Source organism: uncultured Clostridium sp., assembly GCF_963515715.1.
Taxonomy (GTDB): domain Bacteria; phylum Bacillota; class Clostridia; order Clostridiales; family Clostridiaceae; genus Clostridium_AW.
On the sequence record NZ_CAUPZS010000001.1, the window covers coordinates 352,716 to 373,558 of the forward strand.

27 protein-coding genes and 1 pseudogene are annotated in these 20,843 nt (G+C 28.7%); 1 reads left to right on the forward strand and 27 read right to left on the reverse strand.

Features of this window, described 5'->3' with window-relative positions:
• Positions 1-2: 2 nt before the first annotated feature.
• The 11 genes from rpoZ to RYO54_RS01970 form a co-directional block, all read right to left on the reverse strand.
• Positions 3-221 (reverse strand): DNA-directed RNA polymerase subunit omega, encoded by a 219-nt coding sequence (gene rpoZ, locus RYO54_RS01920; protein ID WP_315114971.1) that lies wholly within the window; start codon positions 219-221, stop codon positions 3-5.
• On the reverse strand, positions 202-831 hold the full coding sequence (gene gmk, locus RYO54_RS01925) for a guanylate kinase (RefSeq protein ID WP_315114973.1): 630 nt from the start codon (positions 829-831) through the stop codon (positions 202-204). The genes rpoZ and gmk overlap by 20 nt, the downstream gene beginning before the upstream one ends.
• Entirely contained in the window at positions 831-1,100 is a 270-nt protein-coding gene (gene remA, locus RYO54_RS01930) for an extracellular matrix/biofilm regulator RemA (RefSeq protein WP_315114976.1), read from the reverse strand. Before remA ends, gmk begins: the two co-directional genes overlap by 1 nt.
• Before the next feature lie 30 nt (positions 1,101-1,130).
• Positions 1,131-2,009 (reverse strand): YicC/YloC family endoribonuclease, encoded by an 879-nt coding sequence (locus RYO54_RS01935; protein WP_315114981.1) that lies wholly within the window; start codon positions 2,007-2,009, stop codon positions 1,131-1,133.
• A gap of 329 nt (positions 2,010-2,338) precedes the next feature.
• Positions 2,339-2,488 carry a hypothetical protein gene (locus RYO54_RS01940; RefSeq protein WP_315114983.1) on the reverse strand — a complete coding sequence of 50 codons (150 nt, stop codon included), beginning with the start codon at positions 2,486-2,488 and terminating at the stop codon, positions 2,339-2,341.
• A 16-nt stretch (positions 2,489-2,504) separates the two neighbouring features.
• Positions 2,505-2,630 (reverse strand): hypothetical protein, encoded by a 126-nt coding sequence (locus RYO54_RS01945; protein WP_315114986.1) that lies wholly within the window; start codon positions 2,628-2,630, stop codon positions 2,505-2,507.
• Positions 2,631-2,690: 60 nt separating this feature from the next.
• Positions 2,691-2,876 (reverse strand): hypothetical protein, encoded by a 186-nt coding sequence (locus RYO54_RS01950; RefSeq protein WP_315114989.1) that lies wholly within the window; start codon positions 2,874-2,876, stop codon positions 2,691-2,693.
• Positions 2,877-2,939: 63 nt separating this feature from the next.
• On the reverse strand, positions 2,940-3,170 hold the full coding sequence (locus RYO54_RS01955; RefSeq protein ID WP_315114991.1) for a hypothetical protein: 231 nt from the start codon (positions 3,168-3,170) through the stop codon (positions 2,940-2,942).
• Positions 3,171-3,366: 196 nt separating this feature from the next.
• Entirely contained in the window at positions 3,367-3,567 is a 201-nt protein-coding gene (locus RYO54_RS01960) for an alpha/beta-type small acid-soluble spore protein (RefSeq protein ID WP_315114994.1), read from the reverse strand.
• A gap of 100 nt (positions 3,568-3,667) precedes the next feature.
• Complete coding sequence (locus RYO54_RS01965) at positions 3,668-3,790, reverse strand: hypothetical protein (protein ID WP_315114996.1); 123 nt, start codon at positions 3,788-3,790, stop codon at positions 3,668-3,670.
• Positions 3,791-3,824: 34 nt separating this feature from the next.
• Positions 3,825-4,622: a YkgJ family cysteine cluster protein gene (locus tag RYO54_RS01970; RefSeq protein ID WP_315114999.1), complete on the reverse strand. Its 798-nt coding sequence runs from the start codon at positions 4,620-4,622 to the stop codon at positions 3,825-3,827.
• A gap of 335 nt (positions 4,623-4,957) precedes the next feature.
• Here RYO54_RS01970 and RYO54_RS01975 point away from each other — a divergent pair, with 335 nt between their 5' ends.
• The gene (locus RYO54_RS01975) at positions 4,958-5,545 is read left to right on the forward strand and encodes a manganese efflux pump MntP family protein (RefSeq protein WP_315115002.1); all 588 of its coding nucleotides are present in this window, start codon (positions 4,958-4,960) and stop codon (positions 5,543-5,545) included.
• A 52-nt stretch (positions 5,546-5,597) separates the two neighbouring features.
• Here RYO54_RS01975 and RYO54_RS01980 read toward each other — a convergent pair whose 3' ends face one another.
• From RYO54_RS01980 to RYO54_RS02055, 16 genes and pseudogenes are all read right to left on the reverse strand, one after another.
• The gene (locus RYO54_RS01980) at positions 5,598-6,098 is read right to left on the reverse strand and encodes a TspO/MBR family protein (RefSeq protein ID WP_315115005.1); all 501 of its coding nucleotides are present in this window, start codon (positions 6,096-6,098) and stop codon (positions 5,598-5,600) included.
• A 74-nt stretch (positions 6,099-6,172) separates the two neighbouring features.
• Positions 6,173-7,624, reverse strand: coding sequence for a M56 family metallopeptidase (locus RYO54_RS01985; protein ID WP_315115008.1), 1,452 nt, complete (start codon positions 7,622-7,624; stop codon positions 6,173-6,175).
• Between the two features lie 13 nt (positions 7,625-7,637).
• Positions 7,638-8,012, reverse strand: a complete 375-nt coding sequence (locus tag RYO54_RS01990; protein ID WP_315115010.1) for a BlaI/MecI/CopY family transcriptional regulator — start codon at positions 8,010-8,012, stop codon at positions 7,638-7,640.
• Positions 8,013-8,246: 234 nt separating this feature from the next.
• Entirely contained in the window at positions 8,247-8,444 is a 198-nt protein-coding gene (locus RYO54_RS01995) for a hypothetical protein (protein ID WP_315115011.1), read from the reverse strand.
• A gap of 66 nt (positions 8,445-8,510) precedes the next feature.
• Positions 8,511-9,401, reverse strand: coding sequence for a GGDEF domain-containing protein (locus RYO54_RS02000; protein WP_315115014.1), 891 nt, complete (start codon positions 9,399-9,401; stop codon positions 8,511-8,513).
• Positions 9,402-9,462: 61 nt separating this feature from the next.
• Positions 9,463-10,047, reverse strand: coding sequence for a DNA-3-methyladenine glycosylase I (locus RYO54_RS02005; RefSeq protein ID WP_315115017.1), 585 nt, complete (start codon positions 10,045-10,047; stop codon positions 9,463-9,465).
• 180 nt (positions 10,048-10,227) lie between these two features.
• The gene (locus RYO54_RS02010) at positions 10,228-10,860 is read right to left on the reverse strand and encodes a GerMN domain-containing protein (RefSeq protein ID WP_315115021.1); all 633 of its coding nucleotides are present in this window, start codon (positions 10,858-10,860) and stop codon (positions 10,228-10,230) included.
• 243 nt (positions 10,861-11,103) lie between these two features.
• Complete coding sequence (locus RYO54_RS02015) at positions 11,104-12,477, reverse strand: hypothetical protein (protein WP_315115022.1); 1,374 nt, start codon at positions 12,475-12,477, stop codon at positions 11,104-11,106.
• 20 nt (positions 12,478-12,497) lie between these two features.
• Positions 12,498-13,796, reverse strand: coding sequence for an acetyl-CoA hydrolase/transferase C-terminal domain-containing protein (locus tag RYO54_RS02020; protein WP_315115024.1), 1,299 nt, complete (start codon positions 13,794-13,796; stop codon positions 12,498-12,500).
• Between the two features lie 19 nt (positions 13,797-13,815).
• Complete coding sequence (locus RYO54_RS02025) at positions 13,816-14,082, reverse strand: hypothetical protein (RefSeq protein WP_315115027.1); 267 nt, start codon at positions 14,080-14,082, stop codon at positions 13,816-13,818.
• An 8-nt stretch (positions 14,083-14,090) separates the two neighbouring features.
• Positions 14,091-14,369: a NifU family protein gene (locus RYO54_RS02030; protein WP_315115030.1), complete on the reverse strand. Its 279-nt coding sequence runs from the start codon at positions 14,367-14,369 to the stop codon at positions 14,091-14,093.
• A gap of 113 nt (positions 14,370-14,482) precedes the next feature.
• Positions 14,483-15,937, reverse strand: a complete 1,455-nt coding sequence (locus RYO54_RS02035; protein WP_315115033.1) for a 4-hydroxyphenylacetate 3-hydroxylase family protein — start codon at positions 15,935-15,937, stop codon at positions 14,483-14,485.
• A gap of 298 nt (positions 15,938-16,235) precedes the next feature.
• Positions 16,236-17,726 (reverse strand): sigma 54-interacting transcriptional regulator, encoded by a 1,491-nt coding sequence (locus RYO54_RS02040; RefSeq protein ID WP_315115036.1) that lies wholly within the window; start codon positions 17,724-17,726, stop codon positions 16,236-16,238.
• A 206-nt stretch (positions 17,727-17,932) separates the two neighbouring features.
• On the reverse strand, positions 17,933-19,240 hold the full coding sequence (locus RYO54_RS02045) for an acyl-CoA reductase (protein WP_315115039.1): 1,308 nt from the start codon (positions 19,238-19,240) through the stop codon (positions 17,933-17,935).
• Positions 19,233-20,348 (reverse strand): acyl-protein synthetase, encoded by a 1,116-nt coding sequence (locus RYO54_RS02050; RefSeq protein WP_315115041.1) that lies wholly within the window; start codon positions 20,346-20,348, stop codon positions 19,233-19,235. Before RYO54_RS02050 ends, RYO54_RS02045 begins: the two co-directional genes overlap by 8 nt.
• Before the next feature lie 12 nt (positions 20,349-20,360).
• Positions 20,361-20,843 (reverse strand): annotated as a pseudogene (locus tag RYO54_RS02055) (AMP-binding protein); the annotation flags it as partial.

Sequence of the window (20,843 nt, forward strand, 5' to 3'; positions counted from 1 at the left end):
ATCTATTTTATGCCTTCTTTAAGCGTTTCATAAGTTATTGCACCAGAATGTATTTCATTTATTGCAACGGTTACAGGTTTTTTAAATTCAGTCTCTATTAAAGGTTCTTCATTATTTATAAGTTGTCTTGCTCTTTTAGATGTCATTACTACTAAAGAGTATCTGTTATCTACCATTTCTAATAAGTCTACAATTGATGGATTAATCATAGAGTTGTTCATGTATAAGTCCCTCCTTGGAATCTAATATTGTACTTTTTATTCTATCAACTCTGCATTTTTCAGCTAATACTATACTTTCTATTTTATTAACTGCATTTTCCACTGTATCATTAATTACAGCGTAATTATATTTTGACACATAATTTATTTCTTTGTAAGCACATTTAAATCTTGTCATCAAAGATTCCTCTGTTTCTGTGCCTCTATTGGTTATTCTATTTTTTAATTCTTCCATTGAAGGTGGAAGTATGAATATGAATACTCCATTAGGATAATTTTCTTTTACTTTTAAAGCTCCTTGAATATCTATTTCTAATATTACATCTTCTCCCTTTTCAATCATTTCTATAACTTTTGATTTAGGAGTTCCATAATAATTTCCATAAACCTCTGCATACTCTAGAAAATCATCTTCACTTATTTTATCAAGAAATTCTTCCTTTGACAAAAAATAATAGCTTTTCCCATTAACTTCACCTAGCCTAGGCCTTCTAGTAGTAGCAGATACAGAAATCCAAAAATCATTTCTATCTAATAATGCTTTGCATACTGTACCTTTTCCAGTACCAGAGGGTCCAGAAATAACGATAAGTAAACCTGGGTTATTCATTATTCTTCAACCTCATCTTCATCATCATCTTTAACTGATAGTCTATGTGCAACTGTTTCAGGCTGTACAGCTGATAATATTACATGATCACTATCTGTTATTATAACAGCTCTAGTTCTTCTACCATATGTAGCATCGATTAACATCCCTCTATCCCTTGCTTCTTGAATTATTCTTTTTATTGGCGCGGACTCAGGACTTACAATAGCTATAAGTCTATTTGCTGAAACAATATTTCCAAATCCTATGTTTATCAGTTTAATACTCATTAAAATCCTCCCACTTACATAAATATTATATTATTCAATATTTTGAATTTGTTCTCTAATTTTTTCAATATCGTTTTTTATTTCTAATGCCAATTTAGATATGTCTAAATTATTGGCTTTTGATGCGATTGTGTTAGCTTCCCTGTTCATTTCTTGAACTATGAAATCAAGTTTTCTACCTACAGGCTCTTTTAGATTTAGAGTATCATTAACTTGTTTTAAATGGCTACTTAATCTAACTATTTCTTCATCAATGCAAGCTTTATCAGCAAAAATGGCTACTTCCATAGCTATTCTACTTTCATCAATCTTACCATCCTCTAATAATTCATTAATTCGGGACGTCAACTTTTCTTTATACATTATTGGAACCATAGGGGATTTTTCTTTTATTATATCCAAAGTAGCAGTAATCCTATCACATTTCTCTTTAATATCATCTCTAAGTTTTTCTCCTTCTTTCTCTCTCATCTGAATTAGGAGATCTAATGCTTCTTTTAATGGAGTTGATAGACAAGACCATAATTCTTCTATATCATCTTCTTCATATTGAAGAGTAATTACTTCAGGAAATCTAGCTATTAGGGATATTGAAATATCATTATAAACTTCATAACTATTTTTAATTTCTTTTAAACATTCATAATAATTATTTGCTAATGCCTTGTTTAACTTTGGCTTTAAGTCCCTTTTATCATATGTATTTAAAGTAATAAATATATCTATCTTTCCCCTATGAATCTTTTCCTGTATTACATTTCTGATTCTTTCTTCTAAGGATATAAGACTCTTAGGCATTTTTACATTTAAATCACAATACCTATGATTTATACTTTTAATTTCCACTATGATGTTTCTTACGGTGTCATCATGAGTTGCCCTTCCAAATCCAGTCATACTTTTAGTCATAATATTCATCCTTCCATTGTCTCTAGCTTAACATATACTCATTATACATATATATTCATAATAAATTCAAGCATATTTTACATTATTTTTAAATTTGCTCTCATTTCCTCATTAAATTGAGTTATAGCGCAACATTTTGAAATATTCTCAATCCTTTATTAATTATATCCGTTCATACATTTTCTAACTGAGATAAGTAAGTATTTTTTTTATTATATTTTTCAAAAGTATAAATATTGCTGGAGTTTACATTTTATTTAGTTTACATAATTGAAATTATGTAAACCTACTAACTGAGAGAATCATTAATATGACTCTCCTTTGTGTTCTTACCTATCTTCATTTTTTATCTTTAATACATCCCTATGATTTAGGTTTGTTTCTTGCAGTACATCTGATATATTCTTACTATTATCCAACATCTTTTTAGCTCTTTTGAAAGCTTTCGCATGAGGAAGTTTTTGTTTCTCTTTAACCATACTATATCCTCCTTTTCTATTTTTTATTATTTCTATTCTTGATATTCTTTTTATCTTCTTTATGCTCTATTTCACCATTATCTACTCTATCTATTCCCATTGCTTTAATCTGTTTATTTTTTAATTTACCTTTTATCGGCATAATAAAACACCCCTTTCTATAGGATTATTTTATCCATCGAAAGGGGCATTATTCTAAAAATCAATCTTCAATATATTTTAAACTAATTATTTGAGGTTTTATCATATGCCGATTATAACCAGACTTCCAATAAGTAAATATATTAGGGCTATTTGGATTTTCAAGCCATTCCTTAAATTTTTTACTCTGATAACTATTTAGAGTATGACGTTCAGGTCCAAATTGAGTATTAATTTCTAATTTCATTTATAAACACCTCCATTGATATATATTCATAGAGGTATGTCTTTTATTCAAACTATTTTAGATTTACTTAGTAAAGTCATCTATATCTATAATTACATCATCATATATGTAGCATTTATTCCAATCTAATTCTTTCTCTTTTTCCTCTTTTATATAATTCCCGTTAACAAAAGAAATTTCATCTCCTTCTTTAACATCTTTAAGTTTTTTTAAAGGGATATTAAATACTTCTCCAGTTACTTCATTTTTACATATTGCATAATCTCCAATAATGCACACAATTGTAATTTTCACTTTAATTCTCCTTTATTTACGTTATTATATAATAATAACATATTTTTATCGTAAATTATACAAATTTTCTTATCATTTTCTTTTGATTTTAGTTCTCATGATTATAGTAATTATATTAAATAACTTTGAAGATTGTATATAAAGTAAAAGCTGCCCAAGATCAGCTTTACTGATTTTGAGCAGCTCTTTTGTTTAATTATAAGTTTCTCTGGTAAGCTTCTACCATTCTTTTAACCATTTCTCCACCTACTGAACCATTTTGTCTTGATGTCAAGTTACCCTTATCCATGGATTCATAGTTAGCTAATCCCAATTCGGTAGCTACCTCCATTTTAAATTGATTTAATCCATGTTTAGCTTCTGGAACTAATACTCTATTAGAACTTCTGTTTGCCATAAGTGTTACCTCCTTAATTTTTTTTTATTTTGTTTTGCACTATAATTTTCTGCAAAAACCCATTATTTTATTATATTAAATTGGAGGTAATAGAGGAAATTTATTTAAAAGTATTCATTTTTTTCTTATTATTTTCTTCATTTTTATTCTCTTTTTTCTTTTTTCTTTTCTCTTCTATATTTTCATCCTTGTCAAATGTAATCTTCCAATCCCTATAGGGCATAAAATCACCTCTTTAGTTTTTAAAATACCCATCACTATGTAATACTATGCATATTATCTAAAAACTCCCTTTCGCTCATAGTAGTGTATCTTTTATATATAATAGTTTTTTTAAATTCATTTAATGACATTTTTTTATCTTCTAATAAGCAAAACCAGTAGAATAATGGATATAATCTTCTTATTACTGTAGAATTATTCTTTGAATTAGTAAATGTATATAATCCATCATATTCTTCTCTATAGTCCGTTAGATCTACAAAGTTGCTCCTATTACTATCATCAATTTTAAATTTGCTACACAGTATATTTGTATAATTTTCATGAAAATATGCTACTCCATGAGTTCTACATATTGAAGGTCTAACTTTATATATACTACACTGATCTTTAGAGTTTAATAAAGCACATCCTTTTTTAAGCTTACCTGGAGAATCCGTAGCATAATAAATATAATCCTCTGGTTTAATCCCCGTAATATTTATATTTAATTTGTTCATATAATCAGGATGATCTTTATATAAAATTTCTCTAATTTCTAAACTTTCTTTTATAATATCTTCTAATTGCAATTTATTAAAATGTTTAGTTATATAATCTACGATTATACAAAATTCAACCTCTGATATTGAAAAAATCTGAAAACAACATTCACTACATCCTTTTTTGCATACAATGTTAAGTAAATTTTCATTTATTTTTTTATTCATTATGCTATCAATTTTTCTATAGAACTTATAAGTCTTAGCAAACTTACTATTTGTTTTGATTTCTTTATGACATTTATCATGTTCTTTTCCACTTCCACAAAAACATTTCGTTACTGTACTCATATTATCACCTCATTAATTATTATTCATATGAATAAGTTTATATGAGAAATAATCAATGAATATTATAATTTAATTTTTATAATTAAACATATATCATTTATATTTAACATTTAGCTATTGTAAATATCATAAAAACATACTATAATATGCATTGTACGAAATGAATATTTTAAATTATGAGGGAGTAATTGGCACAGTAAATTGTGTTGTATAGTCAACATATTGGCTTTTTAAAGCCTGGCTTACATTAAATAATGAGACTCATGTATAACATCTTTTTTTGTTATACATGAGTCTTTTTTTATTATATAAAATCTATAAGGAGTGTGTTTGTATTGGATTTATTCACTATTCTACTTATTGCCTTTGGATTATCCATGGATGCCTTTGCAGTATCTATAACTAACGGCGTTACATTACAGGAAGTCCATATAAAAGATGCTTTAAAAATAGCCGGTTATTTCGGTATTTTCCAAGCGTTAATGCCATTATTAGGATGGTTAGTAGGCATAAATTTTCAAAATTACATAACAAAGTTTGATCATTGGATTGCTTTTTTATTGCTTGCTTTTATTGGAGGCAAAATGATTTATGAAACATTAAAATCTGATGATGATTGCCAAACTGAAAAAGCGGAGCTATGTAATAAAACCTTATTTATACTTGCAATTGCAACAAGTATTGATGCATTGGCAGTAGGAGTTAGTTTTGCTTTTTTTGAAGTATCAATTATTCAATCAATATTAATAATTGGAATTGTAACTTTTATCATATGTTTTATGGGAGTTTATCTTGGTAAAAAATTTGGATGCTTACTAAAAAAGAATGCAGAGCTAATTGGTGGTATTGTACTCATGATGATAGGCTTTAAAATTTTTGCAGAACATACAAATTTGATTTCTGCTTTTAATATTTTTAATTAGTGATTTTTAAAATAAGGAGCGTTATGGAAACGCCCCTTATTTTTTTTATTACCTACATTTCATTTAATGCCCATATAGAAAAATTTAATATACCTGCAAAGGAACCCCAAAGAATATATGGAATCATTAAAAATGCAGAGACCTTATCATATTTATAGAATTCAAATGTAGTTAGTAATATAAAAGCTAATAATATCAAAAGTTCGATGAAGGCCAATCCATAAAGATTAAATCTAAAGAAAATAATAGTCCAAAGAAAATTTAACGCCAACTGAATAATATAATATGTTACAGCTTTTTTTATATTTTTACCTTCCTTTCCCCTAAGTAATATTCTATAAAAAGCTAACGCCATAAGGAAATATAGTATTGCCCAAATTATTGGGAATACACATCCTGGTGGAGAAAATGACGGTTTTATTAATTTATCATAGGTTTCTTTATTGTACATACCTAAAAAGCCAGATAAAAATCCTACCCCTTCAGTTAAAATTATAGCTGAAATTAGCAGCACTATATTTTTTTTACCTTCTACCTTAAAAATATTTGCCATAGTACACCTTCTTTTTATTTATTCACCATAGTATATTAGTAGAAGATATTTTTTATTACAATGACAAAATTTACTTATAAATCCTCTGATGTTTCTATTTTGAATCCTATACCTCTTTGCTGAAAAGCATTTATCATATAATTATCCTCTTCTAGATAACTTTTAAGATTTTCTGGATCTCCCAATGCTTTTATAATAAAGGGATGATTAATCCTTTTATTATTCACAACAAAAGACATGCCTTCAACACTAATTTTGCTTATTTCACTTACCTTCTCATCATTAAGATAAATTGCTGTTGCACCTCCATTATTAAGATTAGTCATGGTATGTGTGATATCTACAATGTTAACAATGCCTTTAATATCTTCAGGATCTATTAACTCCTCATATTCCTTTTCCTCCATTTCTTTATCTGAAAGAGTAACTATAATTCCTGTATTGTTTTTATCTTCTATTATCATAAAACTGTCTTTTTTATTTAACTCCCCATTAGTTAAACCTATAATTCCAATAATAGTAAACATTACTATTGCTACAACTCTCCAAATAAAAGGTGATTTTCTATATTTCGAAATCATTTCAATTCTCCTTTTTACTAAAGTTTTGCCTGTGGTCATTCCTGCTGTTCCCATCATCCATTTAGGAGTAGAATACATCTCTAATAGATTGATAATAGCATATCCATATTCTTTATGCTCTTCTTTTTTTATATAAGAAAGCGCTTTTTCATCGCAAGCTATTTCACAATCATCACTCATCTTGCTTAATCCATACCGCACCATAGGATTAAACCAATGTGATATTTTTAAGGTTACATTTATCCATCTTACAAATATATCCTTTCTTTTATAGTGTGATAATTCATGAAACAGTATATATCTCAATTGATCATAGCCAATATTATCTAATATATCCTTTGGTAACAACAATTTAGGTTTAATTAATCCTAAAAGAGCAGGTGTAGATATATTATTAGATATTATTATAGGAATGCTCTTTGTTATATTCATTTTATGTTTGCACTCATCAAGCAATATATGTATCCATTCCTCTACTTCATACTCTTCTCTTTTAACTCTTATATATAACTTTACATTTATAGCAATAGTATATATTCCAATAGTTAAAACCCCCGTAATCCATAGGAGCACACAATAAAACTTTATGTCCTTGACCTTAATTTCCTTTTCATATTTTAATATATTTTCTTTTGTAGGTACTCCTATATCTTCTTCTACATTTTCTTCTAAAATGCGTACTTTTTCATATGCAGTGTTATTGTTTTCTTTTTCGAATGCTAAATTTTCTATAGTCAAATTAAATGCATTATAAATGCTAAAAGAACTTTTAGGTGCATAAGGTATAATTAATCTCAACAATAACAAAAACCATATACAATAATGCCAATTAGCACTAAATTTATTTTTAAAGATTAGTTTCATAAACAAAATAATTATAACTAATACAGTTGACATTGCTGATGAAAGTAATATTCCTTTAAAAATACTCATAAGCACTTCCATAAAATTCTCTCCTTTATTCTTTCCTATCTTCAAGAATATCTTTTAACTCTTCTATTTCTTCATTAGATAATTTTTCATTTTTAACAAAATTGACTAACATTAAATTTAATGATCCATCAAAAACTTTTTTTAAAAAAGACTTGCTTTCTTCAGTTCTTAATTCCTCCTGTGAAACTAAAGGATAGCATATATAAGGTGATGTACCCTCTTTAATCCCCACTGCATTTTTCTTTACTAATCTGTTAATTAAAGTATAAATGGTAGTGCTACTCCAATTTGTAGTAGATTTTAATGTCTCAACTATTTCCTTAGAAGTTATATTACCTTTATCCCATAATAGCTTCATAACTTCCCATTCTGCATCAGATATTTTAGGTAAATTACTCATATTTCCACCTCCTCTACACTTGTAGAATATATTTACATTCTACAAGTGTAGAATGTAGTTGTCAAGAACAATTTAATAGATATTACCAATATCATATTAATTTTCAAAATGAATTCCTTATAACAACAATAAATTAAAATGCTGACTTTGAATTATTATCAAAATCAGCATTTTAATTTAGAACCCATGAAAATTATTATACATTCTACTTAGATTATTAAAGCCTATATATTATTACTTGAATAATTTCTTGAACATCTTAAATACATTTTTATTAGTTTTTCTATTTATTCCTTTTAGAATATTTTTACTAGACTTTTTTCCCCATTTTCTTGAAAGTTTAAATATTTCTTTAAATTTAATTCCCTTTACTAAACCTTTTTTAGGGGCTATTCTCTTCTTTAAATCAAAGCTTCTAATGGCAAACTTCATACCTAATCACCTTTTTTACATTTATTAGTATATTATTCAACTAGGTAGTAATTTGCTATAGTATATTTAATTAATTACAATATTTCCACCTTTATTTTTTGCTTCATATAGATTTTTGTCCGCAAAATTTAACATTTCTTCAACAGTAAACTTATCTTTATACATAGTAAAAATACCGAAAGATGCAGATAATTTAATATTTTCATTTTTATTTTTTATTATCTTTCTTTCTATATTTTTTCTAATTTCTTCAGCAATAATAAAAGCTTCATGATTTTTTGTATCATTTAAGCATATTAAGAATTCATCTCCAGCGTATCTTGCTACCCATCCTAAGTTAGCTGGAAAAGAATTTATCAAAGTATCTGATATTTCTTTTAAAACTAAATCACCTATCTGGTGTCCAAATGTATCATTAATTAATTTAAAATCGTCAATATCTGATATTATTATTGACAAAGGTTTTTGCTCAATAATAGATTTTACAATGTCTGCTGGTAATCTTTCATTTATATATCTTCGATTAAAAATTTCAGTCAAAGAATCCTTTACTACCATATCATTCAATTCTACTAAAGTATCCTTTAAGTTACGACCTTTTTCATATTCTCCATTACCTATTATCATTGATTCCGTAGTATCCTTAAATAGTTCTAAAACAATTGTATTGTCTTTTGTTTCAATGGGGATAGCTGTAATCATAAATAATTTATCAGGAGTATGTTCTAATTTTACAAAGGTTTCATTTTCTATATATGCTCTTATTGAAATACAATTATTGCAAATATTTTCCTTACCCCAATAAGAAAAACAAGCATCTCCTGTTTTTTCAATTTTGTTTCCATAATAATTTATAACCTGTTTCTTCAGTGGATCAACAATCCTCATTATGTCGTACATTTTATTAAAAAAATTCAAGTTTTCGTCCAACGCTTTGATATCTATAGAATTTCCCATTAAATCACAAACTCCCTCTCTGTATTGCTAAAGAAATTATTTTTATCCTTGTTTAAAAAGCCTATGAATGATTTAGTTTCTCACTTATAGCTTTTACTTGTTCATATCTAAAACAATCTTTAATATGATCATTTACCAGACCCGTAGCTTGTAAATGAGAATATATTATTACTGGTCCTAAAAACTTAAACCCTCTATCTTTTAAATCCTTGCTTATCTCTTCAGATAATTTAGTTTTACTAGGCACTTCTGTCTCATTTCCATATAAATTAGTTATTGGCTTATATTTAACAAATCCCCATATATAGTTACAAAAGCTGCCAAATTCCTTTTGAATCTCCAAAAATTTTTTAGCATTATTTATTGAGGCTCTTATTTTTCTTTCATTCCTAATTATTCCTTGATCTTTCATTAAGTTTTGAACTTTTTCTTCATCAAAATCTGCTACCACATTAGGGTCAAAATCACAATAGGCTTTTCTATAGTTTTCTCTTTTCCTTAGTATTGTTATCCAGCTAAGTCCTGCTTGGGCTGATTCTAATACTAAAAATTCAAACTGCTTTCTATCATCAAAAACTGGTACACCCCATTCTTCATCATGATATTTTATGTAAAGTAAGTCATCCTTACACCAAGAACATCTCATAGTTCTACCCCCTACTTAAAGCTAAAGCTCTATTTCTCAGTTAAATTTTACAACATATATTAATTCATCACAATATATATTAATCCATTACAATGAAAGATTTGTGATATCTTAAAAAAAGAAGAGGTTGTACCTCTTCTTTAATTTATTTATGTATTAAATTTTTGAACCAAACTTCATTTATTTTTTTAATATATCTTTATTAAGTTCAACTGGTGAGGATATGTCTATAGGTCCAAACAAATCTATTTTTTTCCCATCTATAGATATTTCAAGCTTTTCTATGTTAAAGTCCTTATATGTTATTAATGTGTTTGATAAAGAGTACAACATTAGTTGTGATGCTGTTATACTACTATAATTTCCATTTAGCTCTTGTAGTAGACTTTGGGTAAAGTTTACTTTAGCGATCTTATCTTTAACCGTTATGTCAATTACCTTAGTATTCTCAGGGAATACTCCAAATATTTTTGTCCCTTTAGGGCCTGCAATTAATTCTTCTACCACAGTTTTAGGTGTTGGATTATTAATTTTTCTAGTTTCTCCAACTAAATACTCTGCATTTTCATCTCCAAAATATAGAACTACTTCCTTTTCTTCATTTGTTTCCTTATTTGTTTCTTTATTTGCTACTTCTTCGTTCTCTTCTTTCTTTTCTTCAGGTTTTGGCTCCTCTTTGTTACCTGTGGAAACTTCTACATTTTCTTTGCTATTGTTTTTTTCATTGTTTTTATTATTTTTACCACAAGCAACCAAATTGAAGCATAATAGTAGAGACAATAGTATTAATAATACTTTAATTTTATTTTTCATATTTTATCCACTTCCCTGCTTAGATTTATTTTAAAAATAATATACGGGTTAATTATAACATAGCTAACTAAAATATTCATATAACATTTTTCATTTTACAGCTTACCTGCTGAAACATATGTAATAAATTTAGCTGTCGCAAACATAATTATAAAAAGTGTTTAACATGAATAAAAGGCCTGCCGGCATGGTATTTGCTGGCGGCCTTTCCTAGTATTCTGCATAAAAACATTTTACTTACTCCTAATTAACTTTAGTAGTAACTTCTTCGTTTACTTTAATTTTTCTAGTTTCTTTAAAATCGTTTAGTATTAAATGAAGTATTATTCCAATTACTAACCCCCAAGCAGCACCTCTTGTAGCTAATACTGCTCCCATTACTCCTGCAATACCTTTATCTAAGTCGGTAACACATATATCCATAGCAAGCCTTGTACATACGTATCCTTGAACTAATAATGTTAAAGATAGTGCTACAGGTAGTACTGGTTGAACTAGAGAAACTATTGGAACCAATGTTACACATATAAAAGTTACTATTCTAAAAGTTCCAACACCACCAAATAAGGAGTCCATTGCTTCTTTACCTTCTTTATACCTTTGAGAAACTGCTGCTGTAACAGCTGCCCATAATGGCCCACAAAGAGGTACGTATGGTGTTATAAAGGACATTATTATATTTCTAAAGCCACTTATTAAGTTTGATCTATTTGAGTTAAAGTCAATTTTTTCATCTTTTCTTATTTCGTCAGCTTCATTAAGTAAAGCTTCACTGGTAATAAAATCTCCAAAGGCTATTATATATGCCATTATCCCCATAGGTATGGCGGATATGAATACTTTAGCACTTGGGAATCCAATACCAAATGGACTTACAGTTTTCATTATAGCTGACATATTTGGAATATGGATTATTGAACCAATCTCTATTTTAGGAACTGGCAACTCTTTAGCAAGTGGTCCAACTATAATACTTATTATAATTGCTGGTAGCATGCCATACTTTCCTAAAACATTTAATAACTTATTTCTTTTTCTCAACTCTCTAAATCCTTCAGAAAACAATAAATAATACGCTAAAATAGTACCTATTGTTATAGCTATAGGAAAAGTTCCATATCTTCCTCCAACTTTAAATTCACCCATTATAGCTGCAAAACCTGCTCCAAGTAAAATGCCTGATTTTATTGAATTTGGAACTATGTTCATAAGTTTACCTGCTGCACCAGTTATACCCATAATAACAAATATTAGACCTACTATAATTTGTAATGCTATTAAAGCTTGTATTCTTTCAGGTCCAATGGCAAAACTACTTAAGTACCCAATAGTAAGTGGTACAGATGGTGTTATCCATCCTGGTACTACAGGGTCTCCTAACAATGCATGCATGCAGTATAATAATCCATTTATTATAACCATACCCCATGCAATTTCAAAAGATACACCCAAAGTTTCAGTTAAAATTGGTATTGCTCCTAAACAAGTAGCACACATTAATATAGCTTGTAAAGCTTCAGACCATTCCCATTTATAATGAATAAATGGAAGTCTAATTTTAAAAATACCAGCCGGTGTATAAGGTTGCTCATTTCCATAATCTCTTTTTAAGGCCATAAATTTTCCTCCTCATATCATTAAAATTCATTATGAAATCTCTTTTCATACTCTTTTATTAATTCCTCTCTAAATTTTGGATGAGCTATATTAATTAAAGCTTTAGCTCTTTGCCTTAAAGTCCTTCCTTTAAGTTTTGCAATACCATACTCTGTAACTATATAGTCTACATCATTCCTTGATGTGCTTATGGCAGCTCCTTCATCTAAAAATGGAACTATTTTTGACACCTTGCCTTTTGCCGCAGTGGATGGCATAGCCATAATTGATTTCCCATCTTTACTCATGTTTGTCCCTCTTACAAAATCTACTTGTCCCCCAACACCGCTTATCTGCTTTAAACCTACACTTTCGGAGGCAACTTGACCCATTAAATCTACTTGAACACAGGAGTTAATAGACACCATTTTATAGTTTTTCATTATTACTGTAGGGTCATTTACATAGTCAACTGGATACATTTCTAACATGGGATTATTATTAGCAAAATCATAAAGTCTCTTTGTTCCCATCAAAAAAGTTACTATTATTTTACCTGGATGAAGAGTTTTAGCTTTGTTAGTTATTACCCCTGCTTCAACTAATTCTACCACTCCATCTGATATCATTTCTGAGTGAATTCCTAGATCCTTTTTATCTTTTAAAAATAATAACACTGCATCTGGAATTGCTCCTATACCCAACTGAAGTGTGGAACCATCTTCAATTAATGAAGCGCAGTTTTCTCCAATAGCTTTCTCTACATCGGTAATCTTAGCTGGTTTAAGTTCAATTATTGGATGCGAACTTTCCACCACGTAATTTATTTCTGAAATATGAATAAAAGAGTCACCCATAGTCCTTGGCATTTGGTCATTTACTTCTGCAATTATAATCTTTGCGCATTCTGCCGCTGGCTTTGTATAATCGTTTGAAACTCCAAAGCTACAATAACCATGCTCATCTGGAGATGAAACTTGTATTAAAGCAACATTTACAGGCAGAGTTTCTTTAAATAAACTTGGTACCTCTGAGAAAAAGCATGGTGTGAAATCTCCCCTACCTTCGCTTACTGCATCCCTTGTAGTTCCTCCTACAAATATAGAATTATGCCTAAAATGTTTTTCCATACCTGGTTGTGCATATTCAGCTCTTCCCATAGCTACCATATGCACAATTTCAACATCAGTATAATTCTCCGTATTTATCACCATTTCTTCAATAACTGCTGTAGGCTCACCTACGGCATGACCTATAACAACTCTATCTCCTGATTTTATTTTTTTAACAGCTTCTTCTGCTGATACAATCTTACTTTTATAAATTTCATGCCAATTCAATTTCTTCACCCCTCAAATATTATTTATTTATATTTTCTATAACTTTTACTATATTAGAATAATCGTTTTCATTTTTTACAATAATTTTTTCATATTTATATTTTAAGTTTTTATGATCGGCACAACAGCTAGTACATCCACATAATACTATCACTAAATCATAAACTTCATCTTCCTCAGCCAATTTGATATTTAAATTTCTATAGTTATCTTTTATCACAGAAAGAATTTTCTGTCTATTATATTTAGGATTACATCCTCCACAATATTTGATACCTATTAACATTTAACCACCTATCTACTGCCACATAATATTTTTCTTGCCATATGAAGTAGCTCTTCACTAACTTCGTTTATAAGAGTTACCTTTTCTACTTCTTTAAATTCTTCTTTTAATTTGCTCTCTATTACATCTTCCACTGTATATTTAGCAGATGGACAACCATTACACTGACCAATTAATTTAACTTCTACAATTCCATCATGAAAACCTAATAATTCTATATCTCCATAATGTTCTTTTAGATAAGGTCTTATTTCGCTATCTATTATTTTTTCTATGTTTTCAATCATGATCCACACCTCGTACTTTTAAAGCTACAGAACAATTTTATTTTTAAAATTCCTTTAGGGATTTTTTACAATTCATGTGTTTAAAAACCCCTAAAGGAATTTCTAACTTCTGTCTATTCTTTTATATTTGCAATGACTTTAGCTAATTCTTTCTTATGAGCTAAATTTCCTTGTCTTGCAATCATGATTCTTTGAGCCTGTGGAGAGCCAGCTCCATGCATAGATTCTGTTCTATATCCTACTGCTGCAGTTCCTAAGCTTAAGTTTTCTATAAGTCTTAATATTCTTAATCTATTTTCAGTAGATACAGAATCCACTCCTTTTAAGTACTTTTCAATATATGGCCCTATCTTTTCATCTCTTAAATCCTTCTCAGATGGTGCAGTAACCATTATTCCACCTGCTATATCTTCAGCTAACCTTGCTATTTCATATGGGAATCTCGTAACATTTTGCTTACATACATTAGCAAGCAATAGATCTATTATATAATTACCAGATTCAGTTTTACATCCTTCTGCTGAACAAGCAATTCCACAAGCGTAAAGGGTTTCATTTAAATGAGTCATCTCTATTAATTTGTCTTTAATATGGGAAGCTTTAGCTGCACCATTATAATCAGCAGCAACAGCAGTTGCACCTATAAGCACATCGCCAACTCCTACTTTACACCCTCCATAACTTTGTCTATGATAACCTGCAAATCTTTCAACAAGCATACCTGCAAATTCAGTTTCTCCATTTAAAAATATTCTTTCATTTGGAACGAATACATCATCAAATATAGTTAATGCTTCTACTCCTCCAAAATTTTTATTTCCAACATCAATGTCTGCAAACTCTTCAAGCTTTCTAGTATCACAGGATTGACGTCCTATAATCATAAACACTCCTTCTGTATCTGTTGGAATGGAGAAAGAAATTGCATAGTCTTTTTCCTCTGGCCTCATTGCTATGGTTGGCATAACTAAAACCTCATGGGAGTTACACATTCCAGTTTGATGGGCTTTAGCTCCTCTTACTACAACACCGTCAGGTCTTCTTTCTACAACCCTTAGGTATAAATCCGGATCTTTTTGCTTACTTGGTGATAATCCTCTATCTCCCTTTGGGTCTGTCATAGCACCGTCAATAGTTAAATCATTCTCCTGTACATACTCTAAGAATTTTTTAAATCTTTCATGATAGTTTGTTCCATATGCCTTATCTATTTCGTATGTAGTACTATATTCAGCATTAAAAGCGTCCATACCTACACATCTTTGGAAACAAGCTGCAGTTTTTTGTCCACATAATCTTTGCATTTTTACTTTTTTAATTAAATCTTCTGTACTCTGGTGAATATGGCAAAAACGATTAATCTTTTCACCATTTAATGAAGATTTAGTTGTCATTAAATCCTCATATTCTGGTAATTGAGCTAAATCATAAGTCATTTTTACAGAGTTCATTGATGGTCGAAGTATTGGATTATCTACTGGGTTATTTATTAACTCTCCAAACATATAAATCTTTAAATTAAGTTTACGAAGGCTTTCTACATATTGTTCACCTGTCATAAGTGCCATTTAAATCATCCCTTTCATATATATTTATATTTTTTATTTTCTTGCTCTTATATAAAGCAACTTTTATGCCATGAAGCTCTCTTTTATGAAAAATTAAATAAAGGACCATTAATGTGTTGAAAATACTGAGTTTCTTAAAACTTAATTTGATAAACTATTTTAAATTTGATAAAAAAATAACAAAGTTTGATGCAGTTTCGCATCAAACTTTGTTATTTTGACTATGTATTCCATTGAAAGCTTAGCTATTTTAGCAAAACTAACCATTCTTTTCATAATTGCAAAATTGCATCAAATTTCACTTCTGCAACACATATTTTTCTATGTATCTTTTTCTTTTCCTTACAAAAGTAGATGCATCCATTCCTAAATATTTTGCTGCATCTCTAACATTATTATATTTCTCATAGGCTGTGTTTATAAATTTAAGTTCAAAGGTTTCCACCAGTTCTTTCAAATTTATCTCTTCATCTATATAACCAATTTGTGGTTCCATGAAGTCAAAACCACATTTAATAGGCAAATCACTTCTAAGTATTTTATCATTACCGCTCATTATTACAACTCTTTCAATAATATTTTTAAGTTCTCTTACATTACCAGGCCATTTATAATCTAAAAGTGATTGAATAGCTGCTTCGGTAAAACTTTTATTCAAATTATATTTTTTATTTAATTCCCTTAAAAAATGTTCTGTTAAAGGTACTATATCTTCCTTTCTCTCCCTCAATGGAGGTATGGTAATAGGCACTACATTTAATCTATAATATAAATCTTCTCTGAATAACTTTTTAGAAACCATTTCCTCTAAATTTCTATTTGTAGCTGCAACTATTCTCACATCAACTTTTATAGGAGTAATTCCTCCCACCCTTTCAATTTCTTTTTCTTGTAAAACCCTTAGAAGCTTTACTTGCATATCTAATGGCAATTCTCCCACTTCATCTAAAAAAATAGTTCCTTCATTAGCTACCTCAAAAAGACCAATCTTCCCTTCTTTATTAGCTCCTGTAAAAGCTCCTTTTTCATATCCAAATAATTCACTTTCAATTAAATTTTCTGGTATTGCTCCACAATTTATTTTTATAAAATGTTTATTGCATCTTTTACTATTTTTATGTATATATTTTGCAATCTCTTCCTTTCCTGCTCCAGTCTCTCCTAAAAGAAGTACTGTAGTATCTACAATAGCAACTTTTTTTGATATTCTTAAGGTATGTAACATGTTTTTATCCTGAGCGATTATATCTGAAGAATTTAATAATTGGTTTTTCATAGCTTCTATTTCAGAATAATACTTTTTAGTCAACTCTTCATTTTTAGCTAGCTGTTCTTTTAATTCATAAAGTTCAGTAACATCTCTAACATTAGTCACTACCATACTTATATTACCTTCTTTATCGAATATGGGACTACTAGAAACTAACACTTTCTTTCCTGTTTTAAATGTTTGTTCTATGGTAGTAGGTTTTTTATTTTTAATTACACACAAGGTACCAGATTTAGATATAACTCCACTTTTCACTAAATCTCTCATATTTCTACCGATTATATCTTTTCTTTTAAGTCCTGTAATTATTTCATATGATTTATTTAGCTTTAATGTATTTGCTTCTCCATCGGTAATATATATTCCATCGTAAGAACATTCAATTACTGCATCTAGTTCAATACACAATGATCTGGTTTTTTCTAATTCATTAATAATCTTGTTAAAATTATAATTATTAATGTCTCCCATATCATTTTCAAGTATTTTAATGTCCATAAAAGCATCCTTATTGACCATTAATAATACCTCCATTATTATTTTAATGTAATTCACTTCAAAAACTAGTCATATATCCTATTATCCTATTATCCTATTATCCTATATATTATTATTATTAATTCTATTCCTTTTATCGAATTCCTTTATTCTCACTTTTTAAACCTTCATTTCATCCAGGAAATTTACCCAATAATATAGGCTAAAGCAATTTAATAGCTTTAGCCCTATTCTATCATTCCATTAATATTTATTGAACACCATCTAACTAATTCACTAATAGTCAACAAACCGTCCCAAGGGGTATCAAATAAACTCATGTATCCTACCTTAACCACTCTATCTACTCCTCTATTAGTTATTTCATCTGCAAAAACTAAAGCTTTTTCTTCATTTTTAAATGCAATTCCAACAGTCTGGATTTTAGGAGTAATAAGATTTTTTACCTCAGATATATTTTGAACTTCTTTTAAAAATATTGTTCTTCCACCTACGGGTTCCTCCAATTTAAATTCATCACTTATTAAAATAGTATACTCCAACCCTTTACTACAATGAATCATTTTTTCTAAACTAAGAGCATACTCACCTCTCTTATTTATTATGGAAGCTGCTATTCCTTCATCAACATGATTTATGGAATATCTTTTGCTCATTTTTTCAAAAGCTTTTATAAGCCTATGGCTTACTTCTTCAATGGATATTAAACTTTTTTCTAAGAATAATACATGAGGAGATGAACAAGCTTCTTGATTAAAAGTTATTATATCAAGAGTTAGATTTTCTAAATATTTTTCCAAATCATTACTTTCTATTACTTCTTTATCAAATGCTGCAAAAGAATATTTAGGACCAAAAATTATATCTTTGCAAGTAGTTTTTTGAGGCAATTTCCTTATTTGCCTTAAGGCCTCTTCCCCTCCCCAGAAAACCCTGCAATCAGCTATTTTAGACATTTTAAGATTTAAATCCATATCCTTGCTGGAAAAATTAATTATACAAATATTGATCAAAATATCTAATCCATAATATTGAGTACCCTCGAAATTTATCTTTATATCTTTTAAAGGTTTTAGTAACTCTATTATTATATCTTCATTTTTTAAAGGTATTTTGACAATATTGGAATTTCTGCAAATAATAGATTGAAATATAGAGTATATTCCTAGAGTAGGTATATTACCTGCAATCCAATGACATACAATGCCTCTTTTTTGAGCTTTAATAAATTTTTTTTCATCCACCTCAATAAACTTATCTAAAAAATATTTATTACTTATATTCAAATTTATAACTTTATCTAAATTATTCTTTTTTAAATAGAAAGATAAAAATGGTACACCTTCTTTTATTAATAAATCTCTTCTTTTAGATATTGTCGCACTGTATTCATTGATTAATTGAAGAATGGCGTCTACTGGAATGTTTTTAAGTCTATTTTCATTTTCCTTTAATATTTCATATATATTATCAAAATTATTAAATTCTAAACCTTCTCTAAAAAACTCTCCATTTAAAGTATAGCATTTAATCATTTCCATTCTCCCTCTCAGCAAAAGTATCTCCACAACCTCTTATTTCAGTTTTTTCTACCCTAGATATAAACTTAAAATATTTTCCTTTTCTACCACATTTGCAATCATCTATTCCAACAAGCTCTCCTATATCTTCCGTCAAAATAGCTTGAGCAGGGTAGCTTGATGATAAAGTACTCATAGCCTGTATTAATCCCCTTCCTCCAATAGAAACTTCCTCTAAAGTTACAATATCTCTTATTATAACTTCTGCAAAATTCGGTACATGTTTATATCCACATTCACAATCAATAAATACTACTCCCAATTGCTCTACCATACCATAAAAATCTAATACATTATTTATATTAGTATTAAAGGTTTCGCTTACACTTTTTGAAAACTCATGCTTACTAACCTTTTTAGAATTTAGTTTCTTCCAACCGCCACTGTGTATTATTTTAGCTCCAGGTAAACTGAATTTTTCATTAGTCTTTTCAATAGCTTTTATAAATTTTGACCATATTATATAAGTAAACCCATAAACCAATACTTCCTCATGTCCATGTTCTTCTTGAAATTTGTGAAGCCTATCAAAATTAATTTTTAAATCTTCTCCTTCTTTATCCATAGCGTATACTATCTTATTTGAAAAATTGCTTACTCCTCTAACTGCCGCTCCTCTTGCGGTTAAATTAAAGGATTCTTTATTTATGTCTTCGCTATCCATAATAAGCAACGGCCTTCTTTTACTACCTAAGAAATCATTTAAAGTAATTATTAGCGCTTGTGATTGCCGTATTGAAGTTTTTTTATCTATATATATTTTACTTGGAGTTCCTGTAGTAGTAGCACTAGAATTTAATATTCTTACTATCTCATCCTCTTTACATGTAAATAAATCAAAAGTTTTAAACATATTAACTGGTATATACGGTATATCTTCTAATCTATTTAAATATTTAATATCAAATCCTAATTTATTATACATAGCTTTAATATTTTCATTATTTCTATTGTTATATAATTGCTCTTTAAAAATTTCTATTAATATTTTCTCCTTCTCTTCTTGTTCCATTTCAAAAGGTTTATTAAATATTAAGTCTTCAATAGAATTAATATTATTCATTTTCATATACACCTACTTTCCTTTAAGAGAAGTAATCATTACTTTTCCTGAGGAATTTTTCGGAATGCTACTTACTATTTCTATAAACTTAGGTATCTTATAATTAGGCAATTTACTTTTGCAATATTCAATAATATCTTTTGATTTTAAGCTAGAATCTTTTAACACTATAAAAGCTTTAATGGCTTCTCCTAAAATTTCGTCCTCTACAGCTATCACAACGCACTCCATTATTTTATCCATTTCTAGTATTGTATCTTCAACATCCTTTGGACTTATTCTATTACCACCGCTTTTTATTATATTTTTCTCCCTGCCAACAATATATATATATCCATCTTCATCAATAGTTCCCAAATCTCCTGTATAGAGACACCCATCTCTTAAAACTTTTTTAGTTTCCTCTTCATCATTAAAATATCCCTTCATTATGTTTCCGCCCATAGCTACTATTTCTCCAACTCTTCCAGGTTTTACTGATGTTCCATGTTCATT